Origin of the sequence: Streptomyces sp. NPDC051555, from assembly GCF_044454405.1 — a bacterium.
GTDB lineage: Bacteria > Actinomycetota > Actinomycetes > Streptomycetales > Streptomycetaceae > Streptomyces.
This window is the reverse complement of the sequence record NZ_JBITDP010000021.1, coordinates 13,474-27,088: the sequence shown is the minus strand read 5'-3', so window position 1 is coordinate 27,088 and position 13,615 is coordinate 13,474. Positions and strand designations below refer to the sequence as shown.

At 70.3% G+C, this 13,615-nt stretch carries 8 protein-coding genes; 6 read left to right on the top strand and 2 right to left on the bottom strand.

Annotated features, from left to right (window positions below):
• Window positions 1-2: 2 nt before the first annotated feature.
• Window positions 3-938, bottom strand: coding sequence for a serine/threonine protein kinase (locus tag ACIBEA_RS32780; protein WP_399266838.1), 936 nt, complete (start codon window positions 936-938; stop codon window positions 3-5).
• On the opposite strand from ACIBEA_RS32780, the gene ACIBEA_RS32775 reads away from it, so the two are divergent.
• The 5 genes from ACIBEA_RS32775 (at window position 937) to ACIBEA_RS32755 (ending at window position 11,262) form a co-directional block, all read left to right on the top strand.
• Window positions 937-2,538 (top strand): PD-(D/E)XK nuclease family protein, encoded by a 1,602-nt coding sequence (locus tag ACIBEA_RS32775; protein WP_399266837.1) that lies wholly within the window; start codon window positions 937-939, stop codon window positions 2,536-2,538. The genes ACIBEA_RS32780 and ACIBEA_RS32775 overlap by 2 nt on opposite strands.
• Window positions 2,535-3,638 carry a hypothetical protein gene (locus tag ACIBEA_RS32770; RefSeq protein ID WP_399266836.1) on the top strand — a complete coding sequence of 368 codons (1,104 nt, stop codon included), beginning with the start codon at window positions 2,535-2,537 and terminating at the stop codon, window positions 3,636-3,638. The genes ACIBEA_RS32775 and ACIBEA_RS32770 overlap by 4 nt, the downstream gene beginning before the upstream one ends.
• On the top strand, window positions 3,631-7,101 hold the full coding sequence (locus tag ACIBEA_RS32765) for a hypothetical protein (protein WP_399266835.1): 3,471 nt from the start codon (window positions 3,631-3,633) through the stop codon (window positions 7,099-7,101). Before ACIBEA_RS32770 ends, ACIBEA_RS32765 begins: the two co-directional genes overlap by 8 nt.
• 33 nt (window positions 7,102-7,134) lie before the next feature.
• Window positions 7,135-9,873 carry a pPIWI_RE module domain-containing protein gene (locus ACIBEA_RS32760; protein ID WP_399266834.1) on the top strand — a complete coding sequence of 913 codons (2,739 nt, stop codon included), beginning with the start codon at window positions 7,135-7,137 and terminating at the stop codon, window positions 9,871-9,873.
• A gap of 105 nt (window positions 9,874-9,978) precedes the next feature.
• Window positions 9,979-11,262: a DNA sulfur modification protein DndB gene (locus ACIBEA_RS32755; protein ID WP_399266833.1), complete on the top strand. Its 1,284-nt coding sequence runs from the start codon at window positions 9,979-9,981 to the stop codon at window positions 11,260-11,262.
• 106 nt (window positions 11,263-11,368) lie between these two features.
• Here the strand turns inward: ACIBEA_RS32755 and glnA are convergent, their stop codons facing one another.
• Window positions 11,369-12,778: a type I glutamate--ammonia ligase gene (gene glnA / locus ACIBEA_RS32750; protein WP_399266832.1), complete on the bottom strand. Its 1,410-nt coding sequence runs from the start codon at window positions 12,776-12,778 to the stop codon at window positions 11,369-11,371.
• 185 nt (window positions 12,779-12,963) lie between these two features.
• On the opposite strand from glnA, the gene ACIBEA_RS32745 reads away from it, so the two are divergent.
• The gene (locus ACIBEA_RS32745) at window positions 12,964-13,431 is read left to right on the top strand and encodes an RDD family protein (protein WP_399266831.1); all 468 of its coding nucleotides are present in this window, start codon (window positions 12,964-12,966) and stop codon (window positions 13,429-13,431) included.
• Window positions 13,432-13,615: the final 184 nt, after the last annotated feature.

Sequence of the window (13,615 nt, the reverse complement as noted above, 5' to 3'; positions counted from 1 at the left end):
GGTCACAGCGCATGACCGTGGCGGCGGAAGTGCTCGGTGGGATCGGGCTTGATCCGGCTCACGGGGGGCGCCGCCCCCCGTACGGGGATCAAAAGCCGCAAGGATTCGAACACTTCGAGCAGGTCCGGCCGATCACCCGGATCCATCGCCACCATGCGGAGGATCAGGGAATGGAATTCCGGTGGCACCAGCCGGTCCACCTCGGGCGGAATGGCAGGAACGTCGAGCGAGGGTCGACCGTACATACCGCGATAGGGAAGGTACATGGTGGTCAGTTCCAGCAGAATGCAGCCGAGAGCGAATACGTCCGCACGCGGCGTGACCCCCTCCTCCCGGTCCTCGAATTGTTCAGGCGCAGCGTATCCACGCGTCGCGTACCCCCCGAGAGTGGCCCTTCCCTCCTTCACCGCAAAACCGAGATCCAGCACCCAGAGGGTTCCATCCCAGTCGAGGATCGCATTCTCCGGCTTCACGTCCCGGTGGACGAATCCGTTCTCGTGCACCACATGGAGGATCTCGCAGAACTGGCCGATCACCGATGCCGTCGTGGCCAGATCCTTGAAAGGCCTTGCGGAGATCACGGAATCGTAGAGCATGACGCCATCGATGAAGCTCATCACGACGTAGTAGCGATCACCCTTGTACCAACCCCGGTCCACAACCTTGGGGATGCGCGTCAGAGCAGAAAGGCGACCGCTCCGACATGCTTCCCGCTGCATTTCCCTCGACTCCTCCCTGTACTGGCTGACGCTCTGCAGAACGAGGGGCAGTTGCGCCTTCACCGCCACCACTTCGCCCGTTTCGAGATCATGCGCCGCATAGAGGTGGGCCTGACCGCCGACACTGATTTCTTCACCCACCTTGTAACGCCCATTGAGCAGCGTCCCCTTTTCGATCATCGCCACCGTCCGCTCTTCCAGCAGAAAGGAATTCTTCATGACGGGTTTCGGGGCACCCCCCGACGGTCTGCACCAGCGGTCCAACGTCATCACCGTCCCCCTGGGCACGTTCAAGCGGAGCGACTTCCGCTGCCCCGCCGCGGATGCCCTCAAGGCCCGGGGCTACCGGGTGCGGCGCCCCGCCTACGGCACGAAGGAGGAACTGGAGCACTTCGCCCTCGGGCCCTTCATGGCCGCCCTGGACCACGAGGTGCCCGACCGGGCCGAAGGCGAGGGTCCGCGACGGCGTCCGACCGCGGTGCACGACGGCCTGCGGCAGTGGACCGTACACGCCGTCGCGATGTACCGGGACGCATTTGCGCCGGACCCGGACCGGCCGCTGGTCGAGCAGCCCTCCCCCTGGGTGTACCGCCACCAGCCGGCCTCGCCCGACCACCGCGGCGCGCGCGAGTACCGCATCTCCGTATGGGGCCGCTGCCTCCGGTCCGAGGACGGTACCCAACGCGAACTCCGGCTCCCCGTCAACCGACTGAGCAGCACCGATCCCGATCCGGGCCACGTGGCCGCAGCGGCCCTGGTGCTCGCGGAAGGCGGCCCGGGGCCGTTGCCGGACCGTCTGCGCATCGTCGAGTTCGCCCTGTTCGACGGGAGCGTGCGCGTCCTGTTCGAGGGCACTCGCCCACAGGCCCTCGCCCTCTACCGCACGCACGGGGCCAAGGCCCTCTCGGCCCTGCTCGACACGCAGGACTACCGGCCCGGATCGGGCTGCGCGGAATGCCCCTTCCAGTCCGTCTGCCCCGCCCTGCGCAAGGCCCCCGGCCTCCTCGGCATCAGCGGTACGGGCCGCCCCCGGCGGAGCTGGTCGGTGACCAACGGCCGCAACTACCGGGCCTGTCCGGCCCGTGACCACTTCCGTCGGCTGCGGCTGCCCACCGCCGACGCCGTGGAACGCAGCTCGGCGGCCGAACGGGGCCGGGCGGTGCACGCGTACCTCGCCCAGCAGCATGGCAGCGGTCCGCTGCGGACCTGCACCGACGACGTGCCCGAGGACTGGGTGCCCGACACCTACGCGCTCGGCCCCCAAGAGCGCACGCTCGGACGGCTCCTGCTCCAGCGGCACGCGGTCGTGTGCCCCATGCGTTTCGCCGGGGACCGGACCGACGTGCGCGCCGAGGCCCGTGTCGTGCGCCACGACACCGCGGCCGACGTGGTGGTGATCGCGGCACCGGACCTCCTCTACCGGGACGGCGGCTCCTGGGTGTGGCGCGAGACCAAGACCTCCGCGAGCAACTACCGCGCCGCCGACGACCTGCTCGTCCGCCATCCCCAACTGGCCCTGGGAGTCCTGCTGCTCGCTCGCGGCGATCTCGGCGGAACACGCGCGCGCGCCCGCGTCGAACTGGAGGTGCTGCGCCCCGACGGAGCGGATCTGGAGATCATCGACCCGTTCGTGCCGGCGGTGCGGAGCTCGGCGGAGCAGATCGTGGCCTCCCTGGTGACCGACTGGTACCGCGACGACGCCTTCCGGGCCGCCCCGGGCACCGAGTGCTCCCGGTGCGAGGTCGCGCGCTGGTGCCCGGCGAACGCCGCCGGAGCGGGCGCGCCGACGCAGCGCGCCGCTCAGGAGGTCCTCGCTTGACGCCCCCCGAACCGGACCCCTCCGGCACAGCGCTCTACACCGCACTCGCGAGGATCGTGGTCGAACTGGCGGACCAGGACCGCCTGCGTTCCTTCTCGCTGCCCTACCCCCGCCGCGTCCAGCTGGTGCTGGACCGCACCGGCTTGTACTGCATCCGCCGCGGTCTGCCACCGCCGAAGGGCGTGCCGGAGCTGATCGAGTGGTGCCGGGACGTCCCTGCGGGCGATCCGTTGTTCCAGGTCCCGGACACCCTCGTGGACCCGGGGACGACGCTCGTCGATGCCGTCGGCGCGATGCCCAGTCGATCATGTCTGGAACTCGCTTCCCACGGTCCGCAGGGAGAGGTCGAGCAGGAAGCGGTGCAGCTGCTCGCGGAGCCCGCGGTACGGCGCGGACCGGTCGAACGCCATCGCCGCCGCCGTCTCTTCCTCGCGCAGCACCCCGTGATCACGCGGCGCCACCGCATACAGCCCTCGTGGAACACGGCCGTCTGGACGAGCATCAGCGACCTCTACGAGCGGGTGCCGGCTTCTCTCCTCACCGACGGTGACCTGGAGCTGTGTGGCACCTGCGGTCTCCCGTACCGCTCGGAGGGGCGCCGGGACGGCAGCACCGGCGTGTGGTGCGAAGGCGAGGCCTGCCCGGCGGACGTGCCGCCCGAAACGGTCCGCCAAGCGGGGCTGGCCAAGATCCTCCGGCCGAGCCTGCGCGCCTTCCTCTCGCTCCCGTGGCACACCGAGCAGGCCGCGCTGAGCGAGCTGACCCGCGCCGAAGTGCCGTACGAGTTCGCGGGGGCCGGGCTGGGCGGCCATGTCGTGCGGGGCCGGGTCGGCAGGACCTGGCTCGTGCGCGCCTACGACCGCCGCCAGCCCGCCCTGCTCGCCGCCCGGGTACGGGAAGACCGTGCTGCCCACGGCGGGCCGCTGCTGGCCGTCGTACCCCGGTGGGCCTGGGACGCGCCCGGGTACCGCACCGCCTTCGCCGCGGCGATCGGTGACGACGTCGCGCAGGACGTGGTGCTGAGCACTCCCGAGGACCTGCCGGGTCGGCTGACCGACTCGCCCAAGAAGCCGAACGGAACGGAGTCGCCGGATGCGTGACGTCAACGGCCCCCTGTACGAATCCCTGTCGGGCCTCGCCCGGTTCTCCGGCCTCTCTGCGAGCGGCCCCGAACTGAGGGACATGTGCCAGGTCGAGATCGGCCTGCACTTCCAGCAGCGGCTGATGCCGGGCAGCCCCGCCACCCACGCCTGGGTGCTCTTCAGCGGCTACCCGTTCGCCTCGGCGTGGGGCGTGGGACACCCGCAGGCCGTCGAACAGCAGCAGCGCGTCGCCCGCCACTCGCTGTGGACCCTGGGGCGCCGCAGGGCGTGGCGCGACGCGCTGGAGCGCTACCAGAAGCTCGCTCCCGCCCTGCGCGGCTTCGACGTGACGGACCCCGACCGGCCGGCGGTGCGCCGCGAGGTCTCGGTGGCGGGACGCCGCTGGCAGGACTACGACGAGGTGCTGCGGGTGGCCCCGCCCCTCGCGGGTGTCCGTCCGGCGCAGGCCGGGGAAGGCACGTACGCCTTCCCCCTCAGCCGCAGCATGGCCGTGGTGGACCTGCCGCAGCTTCCACAGGCGCCGCTGATCGCCCACGACGTGGACCGACCGCCTCCTGGTGGTGGCGAGCCGCTGACCTTCACCCTCGGCGAGCTGATCCGTACCGCGGCCTGGATGGACACCGTCGAGGACAGGCAGTGGGCCGCCCGGCTCGCCCCGCTCGTCCTCTCGGTCCGCACCGCGGCCGGGTTCGAACCGTCGGATTCCTTCACGGTGGACGGCGTCCAGCACCTGCTCGGCATCGTCGGGTCGGGCAAGAGCACCCTGAGGGACGTCATCGCCGTACATCTGGCCACCCGGTGTGCGAAGCGGACCACCGTGGTCGTCAGCGACGTGGCCGACGTCCTCAAATTGACCAAGCTCTACAACGTCTACACCGGCAACGGCGCCGCCCCGATCCTCGGTGCGGCAGGGCGGGAGCGCCATGCCCAGCGACTGCACCGCCGACTGGCGGGACAGGGCGAACACCGGCTGCTCGCCCACACCGATTCCTCCTTCGCGTACCTGAGCAGCGCCTGCACCCTGAACGCGCTGCGCCGGGGCGACACCGGCGGCGACGTGCTCGGCTTCGGCGAGGCCCCCTGCAACAACCTGCACGCGCCGTCCCGCCGGGCGGCGCCGGGACGGCGGGACCGGCGGGACCCGGATTGGCAGAAGGAGTCGGTCAGCTGTCCGCTCTGGTCGTCGTGCCCACGGCACCACGCCGCCCGGGAGCTGGTGTCCGCCGACATCTGGGTGACCACGCCCGCCGGTCTGGTCGATGCGGAGCCGCCCCGCCCGCAGAACGGCGAACGGATCCGCTATCTGGAACTGGCCTGCCGCCGGAGCGATCTGGTCATCGTCGACGAGGCCGACCGGGTCCAGATGCAGCTCGACCAGATGTTCGCGCCCGCGGTACTGCTCGCGGGAACGGACGAAGAGGGCTTCATCGACAAGCTGAGCGGCCACAAGATCCGAGAACTGTCCGTGGGCGGGCGGATCCAGCTCTCGGACCGCGACGTGGAGAACTTCATCGCCTCGTTGAACACCGCGACCCAGGCCACGGACCGGCTCTTCGCCATGCTCGTCGCGGACCACGGGCTGCGGTCCTGGGTGCGGACCGGCTACTTCAGCGCGTGGACGCTCCAGCTGGGACTGCTCGACGAACGCTACCCGCCGGCGGACGCGTCGAACGCGAGCACGGAGGCTCAGACGTCCGCGAGAGAGGCACTCGGCAAGAAGCTGGACGCCTTCCGGGACAACCCGTTCGGCGACCGGCGACGGTCCACCACGGAACGGTTCGCGGACCTGACGGAACTGCTCAACGCGATCATGCACACCAACACTCCGGAGCACACCCGCCGGCAGCTCATGAAGGTTATGGACCGCGTCTTCGCGATCGACAAGAACTTCCTCGCGGCCAAACGGGCCCGGTACGCGGAGCAGCTCGCCGCACGGGAGAGGAAGTCGGCCGAGCGACGCGCGGGAAGCCGCCGCTACAAGAAGGACCTCCCGCTGCCGCAGTCCCCCGACGAGTGGCACGCGGAAATGGGCAAGCGCTTCGAATTCACCCTCCTCCTGGCCGCCCTCGAACCGAAGCTCGCCCTCATCAACGCCATGTGGCCGCGCGTCGAGGCCGCCCTCAACCTGGGCTTCAACTCGATGTACCGCCGCCCCGTCGACTACGCGCCCGTGGTGCCCGAAGCACCGATGGGCAACGTGCTGGGTTTCCAGTTCCAGGTCGAGGGTCAGGACGAGGGCGGGATCCGCAGCGGGGAGCTGAAGTTCTTCCGGTGCAGCGGCGTCGGCCGGGAACTGCTCCGCGCCATGCCGAAAATGGCAGCGGCCGACGGGCGGCCGGGCGCGCACGTCCTGCTGATGTCCGCCAGCAGCTGGGCCGGCCGGTCCAGTCGCTACCACGTCCCGGTCGAGGTGGGCGTGGTCATCCAGCCTCCGGCCGCCATGACCGAGCGGCTCGCCCGGGAGAGCACGATGCGGTTCGAGTTCATCGAGGAGGACGGCGAGTACCTACGGGTTTCCGGCACGGACCCCGAGGACCGACCGGAGAAGCTGCGCCGCATCGCCCGGTGGCTGGGAGCCGGCATCGAACAGGGCAAGGAGCACGGAGGACCGCTGGAGCGGGAACTCCGGGAAGTGTCGAGCAGGCGGGACCAGATCCTGCTCCTCGTGGGCAGTTACGAGGAGGCGCGGGTGGTGGCCGACACCTTGCACAACCTCAACTCCCGGTGGAAGGACCGCGTCCTGCGCCTGGTCTCGGACGACGAGGAGTTCGAGGACGAACCCCACGAGGGCGGCCAGTACGCCAGGACGCTGCGGCGGGGCGACGTCGAACGGCTCCGGGACAGCTGCGCGGACGTTCTGGTCGCCCCGCTGCTGGCCGTGGAACGCGGTCACAACATCCTCAACGAGGACGACGTGGCCGCCATCGGCACGGTGTACTTCCTCGCCCGCCCCAACCCGCACCCCCACGACCTGATGCTCGCCGTCTACGCGATCAACGACTGGATCGTACGGGCGGTGGACGGCGGCGACTTCGAGCGCTGGGTCCGCAGTGGCAGCACCGTCGACGAGGGTGCCGACGAGGTCCGGCGCCAGGCCCGGGCCCGCTGGTACCAGGTCCTCCAGCGCAGCATGGCCTGGAGCCGCCTCGGCGACGAGCGCGTACCGGTCACCTGGGACCTGCTGGTGTTGATGTGGCAGGTCATCGGCCGACTGGTGCGCGGTGGCGTACCGGCCAGGGTGGTCTTCGTGGACGCCGCGTTCGCTCCCCGTCGGGCCGCCGACCCGCCGTCCGCCGATGACCACGAGTCCAGTCTCCTGCACAGCGTCCTGGCCGTACTGCGGCCGTACTTCACGGACGGCACGGACGTCCCGCCGGACGACCGGTTCATCGTCCACGCCCTCTACGCGCCGCTGTGGCAGATGCTCGGCCGGTGCCTGCACCCGGCCGAGTCCGCGTAGTCCCCGCTATCCCACGACGTCGGGAGCACCCGCATGTACCAAACCATTCGGACGACCGCCTATGAAGCCGATCCCGCCCACGGGCCCTGGCTCGTGCAGCCCAGCGTGCTGGCCTTCGGGCCGGAACTCCACACCCGGCTCACCGGCCTGTACGCCCGCGGACACACCTCCCGCGCACACACCTCCCGCGACCACCCCCTCCAGCTCCCCGTGCGTCGGCTCAACACCCTGCTCTCCGCTCTGGCGCCGGGCGTGATCGCCACGGCCAAGGGCGTCGGAGCAGACGGCCGGGTCCCCTGGCTCTACGCCCGCGAGCCGGTGCCCCGTGAAGTCATCGCCGCGCTGGTCGGCTCGTGGGCCGCCGGTTTCACCCGCGGCTCCGCAGACACCGAGGATGCGGACGCGGACGCGGCGGACGATGCGGGGGCGGAGGAGGAACTGTTCCAGGTGCTGGAGTCGGTCACGGACGGGCTCCAGCCGTGGCGGACCGAGCCGCTCGACCTGACCGAGTCGTCCCTGTCGCCCGGCGGCACGGCCGAACCCGCTCGGCAGCTGTACGGCCTGCTGCCGGAGTGGATCGCCTTCCGTCTCGCAGAACGCCCCTACCGCGCCCAGGGCAGCGAACTGAACTTCCGGGTCGTGAGCACCGACACGGGCGTCGACCTGGTGTCCTGGCCGCCACAGCAGTACGAGCACCGGAAGCGGAGCTGGTACTACTCCGCCTTGGTCGGCATCACCGTGCACACGGTCCCGTTCACCGAGCGCTTCCGCGTGCACGTCTCCACCAGCATCCGGCGCTGGGCCACCTCCCTGTCGATCCGGCCCCGCGAATTCCGCGGTGCCACGGTGCTGTTGGACGCTCCGCTGCCGTGGCCGGACGGTCCCGACAAGGGCCACCGGCTGATCGGCAACGGGCTGTACTTCGACCGCGGCCGCCGGCAGCTCGCCTGGCGCCGCCGCAGCCCCTCCCTGCTCCTTCCCGAGTTGGACATCGTCCGCCGCTACCCGGAGCCCGACGAGCTGTTCCAGGATCCCGGGAAGTGGCTCAGGGGCAGCGGGGACATCGCTGCCGGGATCGTCTACAGCCCGGTGCTCGGCACCCACGAAGTCGGCTCCGGGCTCATGCCCAAGGAGCGTTCGCAACTGGATGCCTGGGTCGAGGAGGGGCTCCGGCCGATGATGCGCCGCATCCCCGACCTGACCCGGGTCACCCGCAGCAACACGCCGTCCCTGTTGCCCCGGCCCACGACGCCCGACGCGCGGGAGACCCGGGAGGCCCAGCTCGCGCTCGGCCGCCGGGAGGCGCTGGCGGCCACCCTGGGGGGCGGTCCGCTGGAGATCGACGTCTTCTGGCAGTCCCCGCGCACCGTGAACGCGCTGCTGACCGCGCTGCCGGAGCTGATCGGGCTGCCACCGGGCATCAAGGGGAAGGAGACCACCGCGGAGAGCTGGCGGTGGCAGGCCCCGGGCATCGACGTCACGGTCCGTGCCCAACCGGCGGGTTCCGTGGCCGAGGGGCTCGACATCCCGGGCAAGGGTCCTCGGTCGGTCCGCTTCGCCGAATCCGCGGGCCTGCGCTGCGCCATGGTCGCGGACCGCGTCCCGCCGTTGGACGGTGCACGCGGGCTGGCAATCATCGAGCTGGCCGACAAGGAACGGTTCCATCCGACGGACACCGATCCCAAGCACGCGCTGCGCATCGCCTGCGCCCGCACGGGCCGGCTCAGCCAGTTCATCAACCTGCGCGAGGACGCGGACGAGCTCTTGAACCACCGGGCCCGGTGGACGTGGCTCGACGCCTTCCGCCAGCTCGGCGCGACGGCGCCCCCCGCGCACCGGGTGGGAGCGGGTATCCCCGGGGACCTCCAGTACGTCGGCCTGTGGCTCGTCCGGTACACCCGCAAGGGCCCTACCCGCTGCGCCGTGCGGCGGCTGGTCGCGGTCCGGGTCCGTCCGGACGGAGCTCGGGGCGCCATCGACGGCTGGGATCCGGCCCGGGCCGCGTGGGTCCCGTATCCGGAACTGATGCTCTCCCTGGCGGCGGTACCGGACACGGCGGCCACCGTGGGCACCATCCGCGGTTCGGAGCAACAGTGGCAGGCCGAAGCGGAACGGCAGATCAGGACGTTGCTCTACCAGCTCCGGGACCGGCCGACACTCCTCGTGGTGAACTCGGGCAACCTCCGCCAGTGCTGGCCGGGCCTGTACAACGGGGCCCTGGTGCGGGACGGCCTGGGCTTCGGCTCCGGTCCCGGCCAGCGGCTCGCCGTGCACGGCCCCGACCTGCGGGTCGTCCTCACCCGGGACAAGAACGGACGGGAGGAGGTCCCCGAGTGGTACGCCCACGACGGCAAGGACAAGGTGGGCTTCGCCAAGGGCGTGTGGGGGCTACTGGATCCCGACCAGCGCGTCTTCGCCAGCACCGCGGACGTGCCCCACACGGCCACGCTCCCGAAGGGACTGATGAAGCTGGCCCCCACGGCGCAGGGCCGTACCGCTCCGGGCAAGACGGCCTGGAACCCGCTGTACCTGGAGCTGACCGTCCTCGGCTGCCTGTCCGAGCAGGCATTGAAGGACGCGGGACGCGAGGACGTCGCGCCCGACCGGCCCGCCGAGTGGGCGACCCTCGTCCACCAGCTCCGCTTCCACGACGACTACGTCCCGCTGGCCCGGCCGCTCCCCCTGCACCTCGCCAAACTGGCCGCCGAGTACGTCCTGCCGCTCGCCCCCGAACATGATCCTGCCGGCCGTACGGAGGTCCCCACGAGCTGATCCACGAAATACAGAGATCACCTTGACGCTCCGTCAGACAGCTCCATAGAGTCACCTCTTGTCACACATGGGTCACAACAACGCTTTCCAGAAAGGCCGTTGCCGGTGAGCATTACCGTCGACCCCTCGCGCCTGTCGCTGACGCGCGAGGAATCCACCTACCTGGCCATATGCACCACCCAGGGAGGTCGTACCGTCTACACGACCCGCATACCGCTGTCCGAGCTGCCGGTGATCCTGCCGATCCCCGATCCGAGCAAGCCCGACCCGGACAACCGGAAGGTGGATCCCCTCCACGCGAAGAAGTTCGGCGAGTACCTCGCCGCGAACCCCGGCTGGGTGGCACCCGCCCTGCTGATCCGGGACACCGGCGGATGCCGCTTCGAGCAGATCAGCCCGGACGGCACGATCGGCTACCTCACGGTCCCGTGGGCCATCGGCGGCATCGGCCGCCTGATAACGATCGACGGCCAGCACCGCGTTCTGGGCGTGTACCTGGAGAAGAAGCAGATCACGGACGAGGTCGCACGCGTCGACCGCGAGATGGTCCGCGCCGGGGAAGCGAAGAAGCTGAAACTGGACGACGAACGCCAGGCGTTGCTCGTCCGGTTGGACCGCCTCAAGCGGGAGTTCGTGGGCGTCGACATCTACGTGGAGTCGGACGGCATCCGCGGCCAGCAGATGTTCGTGGACGTGGCCGACAACGCAAAGGGCATCTCCGGCGCCGTCCGGGCCCGTTTCGACACGTCGCGCATCGCCAATCGCACGCTCACCGACATCGTCGCCCACCCGCTCTTCGCGGGGAAGATCGACATCGAGCGCGACCGCATGACGCTGACCAACCGGAACCTGATGGGCGCCAAGCACGTCGCGGACATGACGCGCGCCGTCATCGCCGGCCCGGGCGGCCGCTCGGGCAAGAAGATGGAGTCGATGACCGACAGCGAGGTCATCGAGAGCGTCCGCAGCTTCCTCGACGTGATCTCCACGGCCTTCATCTCACTGGCCGAGATCACCGAGGAGGACGTGGACAACTACCATCCCTCGCTCGCCGAGAAGCGCAGCAACGAACCTCCTGCTGCCCCCACGAAGGCCATGCAGCTGCGCGGCTCCTCGCTCCTCGGCTCCGTGGGCATGCTCCGGGTCCTGGGCGGCGTGTACCGCAACCTGCGGGAGGACGGCGTCGAGGACGGGGACGTGCTGGAGTTCTTCAAGCGCCTCGACCGGCACATGACCGCGCCGATCACCGACCAGAGCATCTGGCGCACCACTGCGGCCACCGACGACTTCGAGCGGAGCGCTTCCGCCCCGATCATGCGCCAGCAGAACATCGTCCACCTGACCAAGGTGATCACCGAGTGGTACAAGAGGGCGCCCGACGCCCTCTGACCCGACGCGCGTCCGGGTCGCCCGCCCGAGGGCCGCCCTCCAGCACGGCGAAGGGCCGCCGACCCGGTGTCCGGGGCGGCGGCCCTTGCTGGTGGTGCGGCGCGGCTTAGAGGTCGAAGTACAGCTCGAACTCGTGCGGGTGCGGGCGCAGGGCGATCGGGGCGATCTCGTGGGTGCGCTTGTAGTCGATCCAGGTCTCGATCAGGTCGGACGTGAAGACGCCACCGGCCTGGAGGTACTCGTTGTCCTCCTCCAGCGCGCGCAGCACGGCGTCGAGGGAGGTCGGGACCTGCGGGACGCTCGCGTGCTCGTCGGGCGAGAGCTCGTAGAGGTCCTTGTCGATCGGCTCCATCGGCTCGATCTTGTTCTTCACGCCGTCGAGGCCCGCGAGGAGCAGCGCCGAGAAGGCGAGGTACGGGTTGGACGACGGGTCCGGGGCGCGGAACTCGACGCGCTTGGCCTTCGGGTTCGAGCCCGTGATCGGGATGCGCATCGCGGCGGAGCGGTTGCGCTGCGAGTAGACCATGTTGACCGGGGCCTCGAAGCCGGGCACCAGGCGGTGGTAGGAGTTCACCGTCGGGTTGGTGAACGCCAGCAGCGACGGCGCGTGCTTGAGGATGCCGCCGATGTAGTAGCGGGCGGTGTCCGACAGGCCCGCGTAGCCGGCCTCGTCGTAGAACAGCGGGTCGCCGTTCGCCCACAGCGACTGGTGCACGTGCATGCCCGAGCCGTTGTCGCCGAAGATCGGCTTCGGCATGAAGGTCGCGGTCTTGCCGTTGCGCCAGGCGACGTTCTTCACGATGTACTTGAAGAGCATCAGGTCGTCGGCCGCGGCGAGCAGCGTGTTGAACTTGTAGTTGATCTCGGCCTGGCCACCGGTGCCGACCTCGTGGTGCTGGCGCTCGACCTGGAGGCCCTGGGCGTCCAGTTCGAGGGAGATCTCGGCGCGCAGGTCGGCGAAGTGGTCGACCGGGGCGACGGGGAAGTAACCGCCCTTGTAGCGGACCTTGTAGCCGCGGTTGTTCTCGGTCGAGCCCGTGTTCCAGGCGCCGGCCTCGGAGTCGATGTGGTAGAAGCTCTCGTTCGCGGAGGTCGCGAAGCGCACGTTGTCGAACACGTAGAACTCGGCCTCGGGGCCGAAGTACGCGGTGTCGGCGATGCCGGTGGAGGCGAGGTACGCCTCGGCCTTCTTCGCGATGTTGCGCGGGTCGCGGCTGTAGGCCTCGCCCGTGATCGGGTCGTGGATGAAGAAGTTGATGTTCAGCGTCTTGTCACGACGGAACGGGTCCAGTCGAGCCGTCGACAGGTCCGCGCGCAGCGCCATGTCGGACTCGTGGATCGCCTGGAAGCCGCGGATCGAGGAGCCGTCGAAGGCCAGTTCATCGTCCGGGTTGAAGACGCCTGCGGGGATCGTGAAGTGCTGCATCACGCCGGGCAGGTCACAGAAACGGACGTCGACCATCTTGACGTCGTTGTCTGCGATGTACTTCTTCACTTCGTCGGCGTTCTGGAACATCCAACTCCTCCTACTCCCGGCCCCGGGGGAGGGACGGGTTGTATAGCTCGTGGTGCGTCAGTGCGGTGCCGCACGCTGACCCGACCATAAGCAGACGGGATTTCTCAAGCATGACCCATTTGTTTCGCACAAGTTAACCAGGGTCCCGGCGGAGGCCGTGGGAGCACCACGGGTACCGTGGTCGGGTGGACAACAGGCAAGCAATCGGATCGTGGCTCTCCGGCCCCCGCGCGGCCGCCGAGGACATGGGCGCCGACTTCGGCTACCCGGGCCAGCAGCTGGGCCTTCCCAAGGAGGGCCCGGGCTCCGTGGCCCGCTTCGGCCGTCGGCTGGCCGCCGTGGCCATCGACTGGACCGGCTGCCTGGTCATCACGTACGGGCTGATCACGCACGGCGAGTCGACCGCGACGGGCAACTGGACCCTGGGGCTCTTCGTGGCCCTGGCGGTCCTGACCGTGGGCACCGTGGGCTTCACCCCCGGCAAGCGGATCCTTGGCCTCCGGGTGATCTCGGAGAACGGCGGGCGCCTCGGCTTCGGCCGTGTGGTGCTGCGCACCCTGCTGCTGGCCCTGGTCATCCCGGCGGTCATCTGGGACCGCGACGCCCGCGGCCTGCACGACCGCCTCGCGCGCGCCGTCCAGGTCCGCATCTGAGGCGGAGCGGGAGCCCGAAGGGCCCGGCACGCGAAGAAGCACCCGAGCACCCGGCACGCGAAGTGGGGGGGCCCCCCGCGCGGGGCGGGGGGGGCCCCCCGGGTTGGTTTTTTTGGGCGAAGGGGGGCCCCCCCGGGGGGCGCCGGGCCCCCCCCGCCGCCCCGGGCCCCCGGGGGGCCCCGGG

Excerpts from the sequence above, each read along its gene's own strand:
- ACIBEA_RS32775 (WP_399266837.1), top strand. The coding sequence starts at position 937 with ATGACGGGTTTCGGGGCACCCCCCGACGGTCTGCACCAGCGGTCCAAC.
- ACIBEA_RS32765 (WP_399266835.1), top strand. The coding sequence starts at position 3,631 with ATGCGTGACGTCAACGGCCCCCTGTACGAATCCCTGTCGGGCCTCGCC.
- glnA (WP_399266832.1), bottom strand. The coding sequence starts at position 12,778 with ATGTTCCAGAACGCCGACGAAGTGAAGAAGTACATCGCAGACAACGAC.
- ACIBEA_RS32780 (WP_399266838.1), bottom strand. The coding sequence starts at position 938 with ATGAAGAATTCCTTTCTGCTGGAAGAGCGGACGGTGGCGATGATCGAA.
- ACIBEA_RS32760 (WP_399266834.1), top strand. The coding sequence starts at position 7,135 with ATGTACCAAACCATTCGGACGACCGCCTATGAAGCCGATCCCGCCCAC.